At 69.5% G+C, this 14,882-nt stretch carries 12 protein-coding genes and 1 CRISPR repeat array; of the genes, 5 read left to right on the top strand and 7 right to left on the bottom strand.

Features of this window, described 5'->3' with window-relative positions:
- Nucleotides 1–2: 2 nt before the first annotated feature.
- The 4 genes from cas1e to E2E34_RS37500 all read left to right on the top strand — a co-directional run bounded on the left by cas1e (nucleotide 3) and on the right by E2E34_RS37500 (nucleotide 4,326).
- Entirely contained in the window at nucleotides 3–995 is a 993-nt protein-coding gene (gene cas1e / locus E2E34_RS20800) for a type I-E CRISPR-associated endonuclease Cas1e (protein WP_138903435.1), read from the top strand.
- A gap of 25 nt (nucleotides 996–1,020) precedes the next feature.
- Nucleotides 1,021–1,332 (top strand): type I-E CRISPR-associated endoribonuclease Cas2e, encoded by a 312-nt coding sequence (gene cas2e, locus E2E34_RS20805; RefSeq protein ID WP_138903436.1) that lies wholly within the window; start codon nucleotides 1,021–1,023, stop codon nucleotides 1,330–1,332.
- Between the two features lie 18 nt (nucleotides 1,333–1,350).
- Nucleotides 1,351–2,416: a CRISPR direct-repeat array (repeat unit 29 nt; unit sequence GTCCTCTCCGCGCGAGCGGAGGTGAACCG).
- Nucleotides 2,417–2,563: 147 nt separating this feature from the next.
- Nucleotides 2,564–3,007, top strand: a complete 444-nt coding sequence (locus tag E2E34_RS20810; protein ID WP_138903437.1) for an NUDIX hydrolase — start codon at nucleotides 2,564–2,566, stop codon at nucleotides 3,005–3,007.
- Between the two features lie 246 nt (nucleotides 3,008–3,253).
- Nucleotides 3,254–4,326, top strand: a protein-coding gene (locus tag E2E34_RS37500) for an IS630 family transposase (RefSeq protein WP_425573436.1) whose coding sequence is annotated in 2 segments (ribosomal slippage) — nucleotides 3,254–3,700 and nucleotides 3,703–4,326 — 1,071 coding nt in all. Because the reading frame shifts where the segments join, the coding sequence is not laid out codon by codon here.
- Between the two features lie 177 nt (nucleotides 4,327–4,503).
- Here the strand turns inward: E2E34_RS37500 and E2E34_RS20825 are convergent.
- The 3 genes from E2E34_RS20825 to E2E34_RS20835 all read right to left on the bottom strand — a co-directional run bounded on the left by E2E34_RS20825 (nucleotide 4,504) and on the right by E2E34_RS20835 (nucleotide 7,410).
- A complete protein-coding gene (locus tag E2E34_RS20825) occupies nucleotides 4,504–5,040 on the bottom strand; it encodes a transposase (protein ID WP_167518334.1) in 537 nt (178 codons plus the stop codon).
- A 182-nt stretch (nucleotides 5,041–5,222) separates the two neighbouring features.
- Complete coding sequence (locus E2E34_RS20830) at nucleotides 5,223–6,002, bottom strand: transposase (RefSeq protein WP_208765293.1); 780 nt, start codon at nucleotides 6,000–6,002, stop codon at nucleotides 5,223–5,225.
- Nucleotides 6,003–6,360: 358 nt separating this feature from the next.
- Nucleotides 6,361–7,410 (bottom strand): hypothetical protein, encoded by a 1,050-nt coding sequence (locus E2E34_RS20835; RefSeq protein WP_138903442.1) that lies wholly within the window; start codon nucleotides 7,408–7,410, stop codon nucleotides 6,361–6,363.
- 80 nt (nucleotides 7,411–7,490) lie between these two features.
- Here E2E34_RS20835 and E2E34_RS20840 point away from each other — a divergent pair, with 80 nt between their 5' ends.
- On the top strand, nucleotides 7,491–7,874 hold the full coding sequence (locus tag E2E34_RS20840; RefSeq protein WP_167518335.1) for a hypothetical protein: 384 nt from the start codon (nucleotides 7,491–7,493) through the stop codon (nucleotides 7,872–7,874).
- Between the two features lie 117 nt (nucleotides 7,875–7,991).
- On the opposite strand, the gene E2E34_RS20845 is transcribed toward E2E34_RS20840, so the two are convergent.
- From E2E34_RS20845 to E2E34_RS20860, 4 genes are all read right to left on the bottom strand, one after another.
- Nucleotides 7,992–9,347 carry a protein kinase domain-containing protein gene (locus E2E34_RS20845; protein ID WP_138903443.1) on the bottom strand — a complete coding sequence of 452 codons (1,356 nt, stop codon included), beginning with the start codon at nucleotides 9,345–9,347 and terminating at the stop codon, nucleotides 7,992–7,994.
- Complete coding sequence (locus tag E2E34_RS20850) at nucleotides 9,344–11,407, bottom strand: AAA family ATPase (protein WP_138903444.1); 2,064 nt, start codon at nucleotides 11,405–11,407, stop codon at nucleotides 9,344–9,346. The genes E2E34_RS20845 and E2E34_RS20850 overlap by 4 nt, the downstream gene beginning before the upstream one ends.
- Nucleotides 11,408–11,437: 30 nt before the next feature.
- Nucleotides 11,438–13,198: a WD40 repeat domain-containing protein gene (locus E2E34_RS20855; protein WP_167518336.1), complete on the bottom strand. Its 1,761-nt coding sequence runs from the start codon at nucleotides 13,196–13,198 to the stop codon at nucleotides 11,438–11,440.
- Nucleotides 13,141–14,882: WD40 repeat domain-containing serine/threonine protein kinase (locus tag E2E34_RS20860; RefSeq protein WP_138903446.1), on the bottom strand; the 1,742-nt coding region annotated here is incomplete at its 5' end. The genes E2E34_RS20860 and E2E34_RS20855, both read right to left, overlap by 58 nt.

Genomic DNA, 14,882 nt, shown 5'->3' on the forward strand with positions numbered 1-14,882 from the left:
CAGTGACCCCACCCCCTGCGCGCAGGCCCCTCACCACAAGCAACGCCCGGCGCAAACTCGCCTCACCCACCGTCGCCATGCTCCCCCACATCGCCGATTCCCTGTCCTTCCTCTACCTCGACATCGTCCGCATCCACCAGGACGACACAGGAGTCTGCGCGGAAGTCACCAGCGAACAACGAGGACCGGAAACCGTCTACCTGCCGACCGCAGCCCTCAGCTGCGTCCTCCTCGGCCCAGGCACTTCCATCACCGCACGCGCCCTCGCCACCTTCGCCAATAACGGCACCACCGTCGTCACCGCCGGATCAGGAGGCGTCCGCTGCTACTCCGCAGCCGTCCCCGAATCCCTCACCACCCTCTGGCTCGAACGCCAGGCCCGCGCCTGGGCCAACAACACCCACCGCCTCGCCATCGCCCAGGCTATGTACGAACTGCGCTTCGGAGACGGCACCGCCACCGACGGAACCAACCTCGACAAACTCCGTGGCATGGAAGGCCAACGCGTCAAAGCCCACTACCAACTCCTGGCCCGCCAGTACAAAATAGGCCGCTTCCGCCGGGCCTACGACCCTGCCTCGTGGGACAGCCAGGACCCCATCAACCTCGCCCTGTCTTCGGCCAACACATGCCTCTACGGCATCGTGCACGCCGCGATCACCGCCCTCGGCTGCTCACCCGCCCTCGGCTTCGTCCACAACGGCAACCAGCAAGCCTTCGTCTACGACATCGCAGACCTCTACAAGGCCGAGCTCACTATTCCGCTCGCCTTCTCCCTCCACGCGTCTTCCAACCCTGAAGGCGAAGCACGCCGCTCCTTCCGCCACGAACTACGCCTCTTCCAACTGCTCCCCCGCATCGTCACCGACATCCAGCAGCTCCTCGACCCGAACCACACCTACGAATACCCCGATCCCGAAGAACAACTGGTCGACCTGTGGGACCCGGTCGCTGGCTCCGTACCCGCCGGCGTCAACCACGGAGATCAACTGTGACCCGCCCACCGGAAGGGCACGGCCCATGTCCTCGATGATCGTCATCTCGGCCACCGCCGTCCCCGACCACCTGCGCGGCGCCCTCACCCGCTGGCTCCTCGAAGTCACACCAGAGCTCTACGTCGGCACAGTCTCGGCAAAGGTCCGCGACGAACTCTGGTCAGCCGTCGCCGCCTGTACCAACGACGGCATCGCAGTCCTCGCCCACCCGGCCGACAACAAACAAGGCTTCCAACTCCGAACAGCAGGAACCCGCCGGCGAGAGCCCCTCGACTTCGACGGCCTCACACTGATCGCCTTCCAGCGAGAAGGTCAAGAAATGGCAAACCCACTTTAACGTGCCAGGTCAAAGAGGGTCCTCTCCGCGCGAGCGGAGGTGAACCGTCCGTGGAGCAGTCCGCGGTCATGAGCCTTGCGTCCTCTCCGCGCGAGCGGAGGTGAACCGTCGGACAAGCTGCGCGAGGAGATGATGCGGCTGTCCTCTCCGCGCGAGCGGAGGTGAACCGTCGGACAAGCTGCGCGAGGAGATGATGCGGCTGTCCTCTCCGCGCGAGCGGAGGTGAACCGCTGGACCCGCAGCCCGAGGTGTCCTGACGGCCGTCCTCTCCGCGCGAGCGGAGGTGAACCGTGCCCTGGCTCGGCCGGGCGTCCGTCGCCCGCGTCCTCTCCGCGCGAGCGGAGGTGAACCGCGTCCGCGCCCATGGCTGCCTTCCCGGCGCCGGTCCTCTCCGCGCGAGCGGAGGTGAACCGATCAGCGACTGGATGGCGATGAACGGGCCATCGTCCTCTCCGCGCGAGCGGAGGTGAACCGCCGGAAGCCGTCGTCGTCACCGCCCACCACGTGTCCTCTCCGCGCGAGCGGAGGTGAACCGCGGCCCATCAGATCCACCCGCGCAGGTCGTCGGTCCTCTCCGCGCGAGCGGAGGTGAACCGTAGGCGCCGAGACGGGCGATGGCCGCTGACCCGTCCTCTCCGCGCGAGCGGAGGTGAACCGTAGGCGCCGAGACGGGCGATGGCCGCTGACCCGTCCTCTCCGCGCGAGCGGAGGTGAACCGACGGTGGCCCACTGGACGCCGATCACTCGGCAGTCCTCTCCACGCGAGCGGAGGTGAACCGACGGACCGCAGACACCCAGGCATCTGGGCGGCGTCCTCTCCGCGCGAGCGGAGGTGAGCCGGAGTCCTGAGCATGGCCGACCTGGACATCGTGGTCCTCTCCGCGCGAGCGGAGGTGAACCGAGGCTCGCACTCTGGGACATGCCGGCCGACGCGTGCTCTCCGCGCGAGCGGAGGTGAACCGCAGAACGGCTGGGCCTGCTCCTTTCTCGTGGAGTGCTCTCCGCGCGAGCGGAGGTGAACCGTAGCCCGCACACCCGAGGTCGGCCCGCGCGAAGTGCTCTCCGCGTGAGCGGAGGTGAACCAGACCCTTATGGTCAAGAACGTGAACGTGCCGGTCCTGGACACCAGCGCCGCCACCCCATCGGAGGTCGCATCCCGAATCGCCGACGAGATCCCCGATCCCCCGGTAGCGTCGACTGCCTCACCGAACCGAACACCCCCCCAGGGACCATGAACCCCGAACCCGCACAACCCGTCATCGACACGCACGTCATCCTCCGCGACGGCGACAAGCTGCTCTTCTCTCAGCGCGGCGGCCCCTATGGCTACGGCCGCTGGCACATGCCGTCAGGCAAGCTCGACCGTGGCGAGCCCCTGACCGAAGGGGCTGCCCGGGAGTTGCTGGAGGAGACCGGCGTCGCGGTCGATCCGGATCATCTGCGGCTCGTACAAGTCGTGCACCACAAGCAGAGCGAGACCGTGGAGCGGATCGGTTTTTTCTTCGAGGCCACGCGATGGAGCGGGCACCCCGTGAACAGGGAACCTGCCAAGTGCCTTGGCTTGGAATGGTTCACCGTTCACGAACTGCCCGAGGACATCATCGAGTACCCGCAGGAAGGGCTGCTCGGCTACCTGCGAGATACCGGCAGCCTGTCAGAGCATGGCTGGAAGTAGCAATCAGCGCACGGCAGCCAAGTCGGGGGCGGCTCCACATGCCACGGGTGTGCGCTCCGCCCCCTTCTCGCAACCTCATCGGTTGGCGTAACGGGAATGCAGTGCTGCCGCGTTTTTCCCAGTATCGCGGAAAGCACTGGAAGGAGGACACCCGGCCCTTCCCGGACGGTGAGCTTGTTGATTACTGAGGATTTCGGGTTGTCGTCGGGTAGTGACGGCTCATGATCCCTGCGGTAAGCCATTGAGGTGAGGTATCCGGAGGGTGGGGGCCTGACCGCTGAGCGTCGGGCGTTTCGTGAGGGGATCCGGCTTCAGGCCGGGCAGCGGTTCGTGGCGGGTGAGAAGACTGCGGTCATCGCGAAGGATCTGCGAGTGAGTGTGCGGTCGGTGGAGCGCTGGCGCCGCGCCTGGCGCGAGGGCGGCATGGAGGCTCTGCAGTCGGCAGGTCCGGCGAACTCCCCGATCATCACCGACGCCCAGTTCGCGGTGCTCGAGGAGGAACTCGGCAAGGGCCCGTCGGCGCACGGCTTCGACGACGAACGCTGGACCCTGGTCCGGGTTCAGACGGTGATCCGCCAGCGTCTGCGGGTGAGCCTGTCGGTGGCGACGGTGTGGCGGCTACTGAAACGGCACGGCTGGTCCTGGCAGGCGCCCGCCCGCAGAGCAATGGAGCGTGACGAGCACGCGGTGGAGCTGTGGAACAAGGAGGTGTGGCCGCGGGTAAAAGGCTCGCGGCGGCATCCGGGGCCTGGATCGTCTTCGAAGACGAAGCCGGCTTCTCGATGACTCCGCCCCGTGCCCGCACTTGGGGCCGACGCGGGCAGACCCCGATCATCCGCGTGCGTGGCAGGTCCCGCCGCCGGACCTCGGTCGCCGCGCTGTGCTGCTACAAACCCGGCGAGAAGAGCCGTCTCATCCACCGTCCCCGCACACACCTTCTCCTCAAGGGCGCACGCAAGAGTTTCTCCTGGAAGGACTACCGCGACCTGCTGGTGCGGGCGCACATCCAGCTGGGCGGCCCGATCGTGGTGGTCTGGGACAACCTCAACACCCACCTGGCCACAGGTCTGAAGCAGTACGAGGCCGAGCACGACTGGCTCACCACCATCCGCCTTCCGCCCTACTCACCCGACCTCAATCCCGTTGGGGCCCTCTGGTCACTCGTGCGCAGAGCGATGGCCAACACCGCCTTCGGCACACCCGACGACCTCGACCACACACTCCGCCGTGCGTTACGCAGAATCCAGCTCCGGCCCCGTCTGATCGACGGCTGCCTCGCCGCCACAGGTCTGGCTATCAACCCGCCGACCCCACCCTGAAAACCTCAGTAACGGAGTCCTACTAGTTGGTCTGTGCCACCTCGTATACGCCGTCAACAGGCGTCCGGCCACCGGCCGTGAAAACCGAACGGCTGTCCCCGGCCCGCGTCCGGCGAGGGTTTCGCAACCTCCGCCGGAAGGCGGTGAGGCTGTCGCGTAACTGCTGTCCGGTAGTGGTCAAGAGCTTGTTTTGGCCTTGTGGTCGAAGAGTTTGCTGAGGTTGTGGACCGCCCCGAGGAGTTTGATCTCGGTGTCCACGCCGTCGCGTCCGCGGTAGTTGAGCCGGCGTCCAAAACGTTGGAAGAGCTGGGCGAATCCGGGCTCCACCAGGGCACTTCGTTGTCGGTACTGCTGCCGGCCCAAAGGTGTGGCGAGGCGGGCTGCCATCTCGTGCTGACCGCCGCGAGGGCCTTCGCGTTTCGCTGCGAAGCCTGCCTGGTAAGCCTCGCTGGTCACCGAGACCAGGAGCGGGAGATCAGCGAGGGCCTCGAATGCCGAGGTAGAGGCGTATCCGCTGTCGGCGAGCCAGAGCAGGATGGGATGCTCAATCCCGGCGGAAAGGCGGTTGACCTGTGTCTTGTTCACCATGGGGACGAGGGCTGTCATGTCCGACGGGTTGTCCTGAACCTCGATCGCCAGGAGGAGCTGGCGGCGGGCGCAAGCTATCTGGATGTTGTAGCCCTGAACGAACACGCCGCGCTTGCTGAGCATCATCCGTGAATCAGGATCGCTGAGAGAGGCGCGGGCGGTCGGAGAAGGAACGGGTCTTGGGCTTCGCGCCCGTTCAAGCCATGCCTGGGCTCTGACCAGCCGTTTCCGCTGCCGGACGATTACGGTTTTGTGCTCCATCGGCACTGGCGGCCGGCCGTTGGCCCCGCGGCGGCCCGCCGCCAAAGTCAGTCCGCCCTGGTTCGCGCGGCGTACTTCTCCAGCTTCTTCTGATGGGCCTCAGATGCTGCGGCCAGTCGCTTCTCCGCCCGGGCCACCATGCGCTCGGCGGCCTCGACCTTGAGCCGGATCTCCCCAGCGGAGGGAAGAGCCCGCTCGAACAGCCTCTGTCTGGCCACGACTGCCCGGTTGCGCCGGTCGAGTAATCGAGAAAGCCGTGGCCACTCATTCGGCGCCACGTCGCTGTCCGCGTCCGTTCCCCGTACCGCCTCACAGGACCTGGTGAGTTCCAGTGAGTCGTTCACCATCGAGTCGATCTCGGCTTCGCATTCCGAGATGACGCTTTCCAGCCGCTGCAGGCGCTGGTTGGAGTTGCGTGCTGCGTTCGCCTCCATGGGAGAGCCGTCCACCGCAACAGCCGCAAGGTTCACCAGACCCTGTTGGCGACCGCACACCGCCAGGACCTGCACAAACAGTAGCTTCAAAGCCGCCCGATGACGTCTGATGAACCGAGCGAACGTGGAATGGTCGACTCTTCGGTTCACGGTAATGATTCGGCAGCCCACGTCATCGAAGCACGCCTGCTCAATCTTGCGAGAAGACCGGATTCCCTTGCTGTAGCAGTACAGAAGCAACGCGATCAGAGTCTGTGGAGGATAGGCCGCCCGCCCCTGGCGGTCAGCGCGGTAGCTGTGCACGAACGCAGTCAGGTCAAGTTGGTCAACAACGTCGAGCACCTTCCAGCACAGGTGGTCGGGCGGCAGCCACTCCCGCACGTCCTGCGGCATCTCGAGAACACGGTCACGGTCGCACGGGAGAAAGTTCTGCCCCACAGAGCAAGGCTCCGAGGCGGCGCAGAAGACCGGAATCGAACGCCGACTCGTACTTGACGGCCAACGAGCAGCAGTTACGCGACAGCCTCCGGTCCGTCCCACAGCCGCACCGAAACGATCAAGGGACACGAACAACGGCGAGGTTGAGCGTCAAGCCGCGAAGCACGCAGCCACACCCGTCTCCAGGGCCAGGCTGCATAACCAAGGTCTCTACGAATCACGGGATTGACAGCGAGCGCGCCAGGTCCGATCCCATCGGAGGTTCCCCGCGTTCAGGAGCTCCTGCCGCGTCCGCGTGGCGCCTCCTTGGCGCCTACCCCCCCGCCGGGGTCGTCTCCTCCGGGGCGGCGCGGGGGACACCCAGGTGCGACAGTTCCAGGTGCCGGAGCCCGCGAGGGGTGGACAACTCGCCGGAGTAGACCAACTCGGAGGTGTCCACCTCCAGGGTGATGAGCGCGTCCACCAGCAGGGCCGTGGCCTCGCGGGCATGCTCGCTCCGCTTCTGCGCACCGCGGAACCGGCGCTGCCACAGGCCGCCGCGGCGCCGCCAGCCGAGACGGGTGAGCCGCTCGGGGTCGGCCAGGTCCGCGAAGTGCGTGAAGGCTTCGACCCGGAGATCCTCCTCCTCGTTCCAGGCGCTGACGAAGCGAAGCGGGTCGCGGGCGGAGGACAGGTTCATGGTGAAGGCGCCGGGCAAGGTGGGCACTTGGGCGCACAGCGCCTGCATCACGGCACTCAGCCGTGCCTGGGCGTCCGTCCAGTTCCGCACGGGCTGCGGAGGCTCGGGGGCGCAGGGGTGCGCGGGGACCGAGCCACGCCACACGTCCGGCTGCCCCGGGCGGGACTCGGTGCCGTTAGCGGTGCGGAGCAGTTGGAGGATGACGCAGCCCTCGTCCAGCATGACGGCCACGCTGACGCCCGGCCTGTGCCACACCGCCCGGGGGCCCGGGCCGGCCAGCCAGGTGGGCGGTCCGCCGAGGGCGCGTTCGGTGAGTTCGCGGGCGGTCTGGGCGAAGTGCCATTCGCTGGAGTGGTCATCGTCGTAGGCGATGCCATAGGTGAGGTTGACTTCCAGGCCGAGCACCTGCTCGGAGTCCCCGGACGCCATCGTCAGCACCCCGACGCCCTGGCGAGGGCCCTCGGGGGGACTCCCCAGGGTCCAAGCCACCTCCGGGCGCCGCCCCCGGGCCGGGTCCGGAGGGTGCTGCCCAGGGGAGACGGGGAGAAGCTGCCATCCCAGCGTGGCGAGCGCGGCCCGCACTTCCGGCAGCAGCCAGCTGCCCATGTCGAGCGGTATCAGCTCGTCCAGCAAGCTCTGGAACCGCGTCTCCGAGTCCCAGCCCTTGTACCTGTCTGCCGTCATCCTGGTGAGGCTACAGACAGGTACGCTCGACGCGAAGCCGGGTGTGCCGAACGGTGGTTGTCGAAGCGAAGGACAGTGCGGTGGAGCTGAGGACCGTGGGAATGTACCGGGAGATGTACGAGGGCGACCACGGCCACCTGCCGTCGATCTACGAGTCGGTGGCCACGCGGGCGCTGCCCGACCGGGACGCCGTCGTCCGGTATCTCCGCGAGAGCCCCGGGGCATTCGACGTGATGGAGGACACTCCGCACCTGCTCGACGAACGGCAGACGATCCCGGGTGGGCCCTCCCTGCACTCCGACGGCGAATGGATCTGGCGGGTCGACTCCATCGAGTACCTGGCGCACCAACCGTTGGAGATTCCCGCCGAGCTCGTCGAGCACGTACGGGCGCGGGACTATCGGCCGCCTACGGCTCTCGACTGGACCGACGAGTTCGATGCCGCTGTGATGCGGTACTTCTGAACTCGACGTGCCCGGGGGTCCCGGAAGCGCCGACGTGATCCCCGACAGAGCCACACCGCTGCCTCCGAGCTGGGTAACGACTGGGGCCGACGAACGTGCCGGCCGGCACTGAGCCCTTCACACCCGCTCCAGTTCCCGTCTCAGCTCCGCCGCGCTGAGGAAGCCGATCTGTGGCCGCTCCTGGAGTGCCTGGTCGATGATGTCCGCCAGCGCCGGCGGGACACCGGGCTCACGTTTCCGGATCGGCACCGCCGGCTCCTGCAGTACGACCTGCCACGGGTCCTTCGTGGGCGGGAACTCCCTCGGTGTCTTCCCGGTCAGGGCGTTGTACAGGCAGGCGGCCAGGGCCCACACATCCACGGCGGGCTCCGCCCTGCGGAAGTTGACCACCTGCTGGCGTGGCATGAACATCGGCTTGCCCGCAGTGGCCCCGGTGCGTGTCAGACCGCTCAGTCCGGCCTGGTCGAAGGCTTTCCCGATGCCGAAGTCCGCGATCTTCGCGGTCATCGTGCCGTCCGGGCGCGGGTGCAGCAGGATGTTGGACGGGGTCAGATCACGGTGGACGACGCCCTGCCGGTGCGCGTGCTCCAGACCGTGCAGTGCCTGCACGGCGAGCGGCACCGCCTCTTCGGCCGACAGGCGCCCCCCACGCTTGACCAGCAGGCGGTCCAGGCTGCCACCGGTGCAGAACTCGGTGGTCAGGTAGAAGGTGCCGTCCGCGAAGCCGGCGTCGTGCAGGGCGACCACGTGCGGGTGCGTCAACGCCCGGGTGAGCGCCACCTCGCGGAGGAAGCGAGTCCGGGCGGTCGCGTTCGCCGCCGTCCGGGGCAGCATCACCTTCAGGGCCACCTCCGCGGCGGTGGACTCGTGCCGCGCCAGGTACACCGCGCCCATGCCGCCCCGGCCGAGCTCGCGGATCACGGTGTAGCCGCGGATCGCCGCGAGATCCCCACGCCCGCCGCGAGCCAGCTCCAGCAGCAGTTTCAGTACGGCAGCCGGCTCCGACTGGCAGGAAGCGCACAGCATTTCGCCGTCACGGCCGTGCATCTTCTCGCCGACGTCCCGGCCGCACTTGGCGCAGGTCACAAGCTCGCGTGTGACCTGCCGTGTGATCCCTACCCGCAGAACGGTCTCGCCGATCCGGATCTCGTCGCCGTCCGCCAGGTCGCGCTCCGGGTAGGAATCTCCCGCCGCCTCAGCGGGGGTGAGCCCGGCGCTCCGCTGCCCGATCTTCTGCCCGTTGACGAACGTGCCGTTGAGACTGCCGAAGTCGCGGACACGGATGTCGGGCGGATTGATGTCGATCAGGCAGTGGTGGCGGGAGACCGTACGATGGTGGTCGTCGTTCGGCAGCCGCGGCGAACAGTCCGGGGAACGGCCGACAACGCAAGTGGTACGGGCATCGAAGACGTAATCAGGGGGCTCCAGGCGCCCCTTGACGACCGTGAGCGTGACGGTGGCAGGTGCGGTCATCGTTCTTCCTCCGCTGCAGGCGAATCCACGGGCACGAAGACCAACTCCTGGCCCAGAACGTCAGCGCGTACCCTGGCGCCGTCGGTAACGGTTCCGGTCAGCAGGGCCTGGGCGAGCGGTTGGACCAGTAGACGGTCGACGGCCTGTTCCAGCTTCCTGGCCCCGCCAAGTGCGCCGGAGCTGTGGCGGAGCAGCAGCGCACGGGCGGCGGCAGTGACGGTCAGGTCGATGGCTCGGGAGGAGAGCCGGGCATCCACCTGGGTGAGCAGCTTGTCCAGCACGGGATCCATCGAGGCGTCCGACAGCGGCGCGAAGACCACCACCCGGGCGATTCGGCCGAGGAGTTCGGGCCGCAGCCGCTGCCGGAGCGCGGCCATGACCGCCTCTTTCGCAGGGCGGCGAGGGGTGCCGCCGTTCGGTGCGAAGCCGGCGGGGTACGCGGGGGCCGGGTCGGCCCCCAGGTTTGAGGTGAGGATCACCACGGCTTCGGAGAACGGCACCCGACGCCCCCGGGCGTCTGTCAACTGTCCGATACCGGTCGGTCCGGCGAAGAGCAGTACGCCGACCGGACGCCGCGGGTCACCGAGCCCCGACCGGCCGGCCCGTACCGCTTCGGCCACAGCGCGCACCGCTTCTTCCTGTCCGACGACGCGGCGGCCCAGATGCTCCTCCATGGCCAGGAGCCGTTCCGCTTCTCCCTGCGCCACGTGCTGCAGGGGCAGCCGGGCCCGCTCGGCCACCACCGCGGCGACCTCGTCCCGTCCGACCCGCAGGCTCTCGCCGGCAGGCGCGCCGTCGGGGCCGAGGGTGCGGATACGGGCGGCGGCGCACGCCTGGTCGAGGGCGTCGATGGCCTTGTCCGGCAGCCGCTGGTCGGGCAGATGCCGGACGGTGAGGTCGACGGCTGCCTCGGCCGAACCTGTCTCGATCCGAACGCCGTGGTGTGCCGCCAACGACTGGGCCACACCGGCGAGAATCGCCACGGACTCCGCACGGCCCGGCTCGTCCACCCAGATGACGCCGAAGCGCCGCTGCAACGCCGCGTCGTCCTCGATGTCGCGTCGGTACTCACCGGGCGTGGTGGCACCGATGCAGCGCAGCTCGCCCCGGGCCAGGGCGGGCTTGAGGATGTTGGCGGCGTCACTCGCTCCGCGGCCCCCGGCGTGCAGGACGGTGTGGAGTTCGTCGATGAACAGGACGACGTCCGGCGCGCCGCGGGCCTCCGCCAGTACGGCCTGGAGCCGTTCCTCGAACTCGCCGCGGTACTTCGTGCCCGCCACCAGCGCGGACATGGACAGCTCCACGATGCGGGCGCCGGCCAGATCGGCGGGCGCGCCGGGGGATACCAGCCGTTGAGCGAGACCCTCGACGATGCCGGTCTTCCCGGTCCCCGCGTGCCCGACGAGCACGGCATTCGCCTTGTGCCGGCGCACCAGGACGCGGGCGAGGGCCCGGAGTTCGTCCCGACGGCCGATGAGCGGCGGCAGCTTGCCCGCGCGGGCGAGCGCACTGAGGTCCCGCCCGTAGTGGTCGAGGTACGGGGTGCCGGTCGGCTGCTCGGCCCCCGCCGGGAAGAATGCCGCGAGTGCGTCCGTAATGCCGTACGACTCCAGCACCTTCCGCCCCACCGGGGACAGCGCCTCGAGTACGGCCCGCAGCAGGTTCACGGCATCCACCGCCCCCGGCCCGGCCAGCTCGGTGGCGCGGACGAACACGCGACGCGCGGCACGGCCGAGACGGCGTTCACCAACGGCCCCTGCTTCCGGCGTGGCCCGGGCGGCGAGCGCGTCGCGCAGGCTGCGGCGCAGCTCACGCGGGCTGACGTCGGCCTCGTCGAAGTGCTGGTTCACGCGTCGGGCATCGGCCTCGACGGCACGCCGGGCGTCGGCGTCCAGTCGTCTGCGGCCAAGAACCTCCGCGAGGTCGGGCCGGCACAACGAGCCGAGCCCCACCAGCAGATGGTCGGGCTCCGCCTCGGCCGCCCGACCGGCGTGCGCCTCCACGAGCGCCCGCCCCAGGACGAACACGACGCTGTCGGCGTACCTGGCTCCCTCACGCATCGCCAACCGCCGCCCACTCGACTCGTGTGGTCATCGCGAAGCCTCCCCTTCCCCTTCCGAAGCAGCGAGTTCCCAATCGAGTTCCCATTGGTGGACGGTCCCGTCGGCGCTGCCGGAGAGCAGCAGGCGGTCGTCCGGTGTGAGAGCGAGGTCCTGCACCTCCTCGGCATGCCCCTCAAGGGTCCTGATACGGCGCCCGGTGGCCGTCTCCCAGATGTGGACGTACCCTTCGCCGTCCCCGGAGAACGCGAACCGTCCGTCCGAACTCAGCCGCGCCACCCAGACCTCGCAAGGCTCGTCGTCCTCGTCCATGGCCTTCTCGTCGTCCCGCACCTCACCGAAGCCTCGGACGAACCGGCCGGTCACCGCGTCGGTCAGCCAGAGCGTCCAGCCCTCGTGCTCCCCGGCGTTCAAGACGTACCGGCCGTCCGCGCTGAGGCACGCCGAACTGACCCAGGCGCCCGGTTGCGACACGGTGACATGCGTCCCGGCGTCGATGTCCCACACCCGTACAGAACCGTCGTAGTGGGCGGACACCGCCCGCCGCGCGTCGGGGTCGAGCCACACGCTGTTGACCTGGACACCGTGCCCGGGCAGCGTCCGCACGCACTCTCCCTCGGTGATGTCCCACATCCGCAGCCCGGTATCCATGCAGGCGGCGAGGACGAGTCCGGCCGCGCTGACGGACGCCGTCCCACGGTCTCCTGTCACGCCGATGCCGCGACGGCCCCGCAGGCCGTCGCGGGGGTCGGTGTCCAGCCGCACCGGCCAGTGTCCCGCCGGCGCCGACCGCATGACGATCTTTTGCCTTCCGCTCGCCACCACCCGCCGTCCGCCGCCCGTCAGTCCGACTCCGCCCGAACCGTCGTCCTCCCACTCCACGATCTGCGCGCCGCTCGCGGTGTCCCACAGGCGGACCACCCCGCCCCCTGCCCCGCACGCGACGCGCCCGTCCGCGGAAACCGCCACCGACGACACCGTGGTGAGGGCGCGAAGTGTTCGCACCGGTCCGATGGAGCGCAGCCCGGCCCTGGTGGCCGTGGCTCCCAGCGTCCGCCACAGGTCCATGGCGCGCGGATCGCGTTCGTGACCGGGCACGGCCCTGGCCCGTTTGACCAGGTCCAGCGCCTCGGGGGTGCGGCCTGCGGCGAGCGCCTTCTCGGCCGCCGCCAGGAGCGCCGCCGCCCAGCGGCCGTGCCGGTCCAGATCCACCTGTCGGCGGGGCCGGCCGAGTGCCGGCGCGGCGGTGAACATCCCGGGCGGGTCCCAGCTCAGCCACCGCGCCTCGTCTTCGTCGACGGCCACAGTCGCGTGATTGCCGACGCTGATCAGCGGGCCCCTGTGGTCGGCCCTGCGCCCGTGGAAGGTCCGCAGACAGCGGCCCTTGTCCAGGTCCCAGAGGCGCAGGCGGCGGTCCTCCTCCACCGCGGCGAGGGCGAAGCGTCCGTCGGGGCTCAGCGTGAGCGTCGTCACGATCCACCCGGGTCCCGTCATGCTGTGCACCAGCCGGCCGCGGTCGATGTCCCACACCTGGATCTCGTGGCGCCGTGGGCCGGCGATCACCGCGAGGACGGCACGACGCCCGTCGGCGCTGAGCGCCATGGCGTTCACCTGCCGCTTCTCCGGCAGCCTCCACAGACAGCGGGCGGTGGCCAGTTCCCATGCCTGGACCATGCTGTCGGAGGTGTCGGTCCTCGCACCGGCCATGGTCAGGGCGCGGCTGCCGTCAGCGCTCAGCTCCAGAGCGGTGAACTCCTCCGTCTGCACCGCCGGGTCGACGCCCTGTACCACCGGCCGTCCGGGAAGTCCCAGGCGACGAGGCGTCCGTTCAGCACAGCGGCCGCGGTACGTGCGTCGGGAGTCAGCCGCAGCTCGCTGACGCGATGCGGTCGCGGACCGGTGACGCCAGGTCCCCGCAGCCCGAGACCGCGCCCCTCCACGAGGTCCCACTGCCGTACGACGCCGTCGGCGTCGGCGGACACGGCCCGGCGGCCGGCGGCGTCGATGTCCAGGGCGACGATCTCCTTGTCATGCCCTTCCAGGGCGTGCCGGCACTCCCCGCTCGGCAGGTTCCCCAACCGGATCCGGCCGTCGCTCCCGCCGGCGAGCAGCGTATTCCCGTCCGCGGACAGGCGCCGTCGCGTCCACCCGCCCCTTCCGGGCAGCGCTTCGGTGCGAACCGTGGTCCCCCGGCCGGCCTCCAGCACGCGCCGCAGCGCTGCGGACTCCCGCGCGCCCGGACGGTCGTGGTCCATCTCGTCCAGGAGCGAGCGGGCGCTGTCGTGGTCACCGCGTTCCAGATGCACCTGGGCCAGCAGATACCGGGCCCACCACGGGTCGGTGCCGGTGTCGGCGCGCAGGCTTTCCAGACGGGCGATGAACTCGTCGTCCAGGAGGACACCGCCGCGCCACTGGTGCAGCCCGAGGTTGTACGTCGCCGCCAGATGCCGCGGGTCGGCGGCCAAGGACTCCTCGAAGGCCCGCTCGGCCTCCTCCGACCTGCCCAGGTCGAGCAGGGAGAGGGCCCGGTTGTTCAGCTCGTCGGCGCGCAGGTCCGCAGCTGTCGGCACCGGGCGGGGGTACGGGGTGCTGGTCAGCTGCTCGTACAGATCCACCAGTACTCCGGCGACGTCAGCCAGCGAGGCGGGTCTGCGGGCCGGGTCCTGGCGCAGACAGCGCGCGAGCAGACCTGCCAGCACGTCCGGCATGACGGACCGGCCGTGCTGGCCGCCCGAGGAGCTCTGCGCCCGGAATTCGGCCAGCGCCTCTTCCGCGGCGGGACCTGCCAGCCACGTCACCTCACCGGTGAACATCTCGAGCACGGAGACGGCGAAGCTGTAGATGTCGCTGCGTCGTCCCACGCGTTCCCCGGCCGCCTGCTCGGGTGAGGCGTATGCCGGCGTGAGGCCGCCGTGGGTGACGAGGACCGTCCCGCCCGGCCGGTCGACGCCCGTCGGCGAGCCGGTGCCCGAGCCGAAGCCGGTGCCCTTGCCGGCCCGGGCCAGGCCGAAGTCGGTGACCTTCACCGTGCCGTCGAGGCCCACCAGCACGTTGCCCGGTTTGACGTCCTGGTGCACCAGGCCCCGGCCGTGGGCGTGGTCGAGCCCCCACGCGAGCTGGATCGCGAAATCGACGATCCTGGCCTGAGCAGCCGCCTCACCGCCCTCGTACAGCCTGCCCTCCCTGATCCGGTCCGCGATGCTGCCGCCGCCCACGTACTCCGAGAAGACCCGTGGAACGCCGTCGAGCGTCCGGACGTAGTGGCAGGCGCACACATGCGGATGGAGCCCGAGCGACACCCACGTCTCCGCCTCGGCCACGAATCGGTCGAGGAAGCCGTCCGTGGTGAGCAGTTCGGGGCGCGGGGTCTTCACCGCCAGGAAGACTCCCCACTGCCGGTGCAGCACCCGGTAGACGAGGCCCATCCCGCCCTGCTCGTGCACCCCCCACACCTCGTACTGGCCGTCGATCACGT

It is taken from the genome of Streptomyces albidochromogenes, assembly GCF_005981925.1.
GTDB classification, from domain to species: Bacteria; Actinomycetota; Actinomycetes; order Streptomycetales; family Streptomycetaceae; genus Streptomyces; species Streptomyces albidochromogenes.

Excerpts from the sequence above, each read along its gene's own strand:
- cas2e (WP_138903436.1), top strand. The coding sequence starts at position 1,021 with ATGTCCTCGATGATCGTCATCTCGGCCACCGCCGTCCCCGACCACCTG.
- E2E34_RS20810 (WP_138903437.1), top strand. The coding sequence starts at position 2,564 with ATGAACCCCGAACCCGCACAACCCGTCATCGACACGCACGTCATCCTC.
- E2E34_RS20825 (WP_167518334.1), bottom strand. The coding sequence starts at position 5,040 with ATGATGCTCAGCAAGCGCGGCGTGTTCGTTCAGGGCTACAACATCCAG.
- E2E34_RS20830 (WP_208765293.1), bottom strand. The coding sequence starts at position 6,002 with ATGCCGCAGGACGTGCGGGAGTGGCTGCCGCCCGACCACCTGTGCTGG.
- E2E34_RS20835 (WP_138903442.1), bottom strand. The coding sequence starts at position 7,410 with ATGACGGCAGACAGGTACAAGGGCTGGGACTCGGAGACGCGGTTCCAG.
- E2E34_RS20845 (WP_138903443.1), bottom strand. The coding sequence starts at position 9,347 with ATGACCGCACCTGCCACCGTCACGCTCACGGTCGTCAAGGGGCGCCTG.
- E2E34_RS20850 (WP_138903444.1), bottom strand. The coding sequence starts at position 11,407 with ATGCGTGAGGGAGCCAGGTACGCCGACAGCGTCGTGTTCGTCCTGGGG.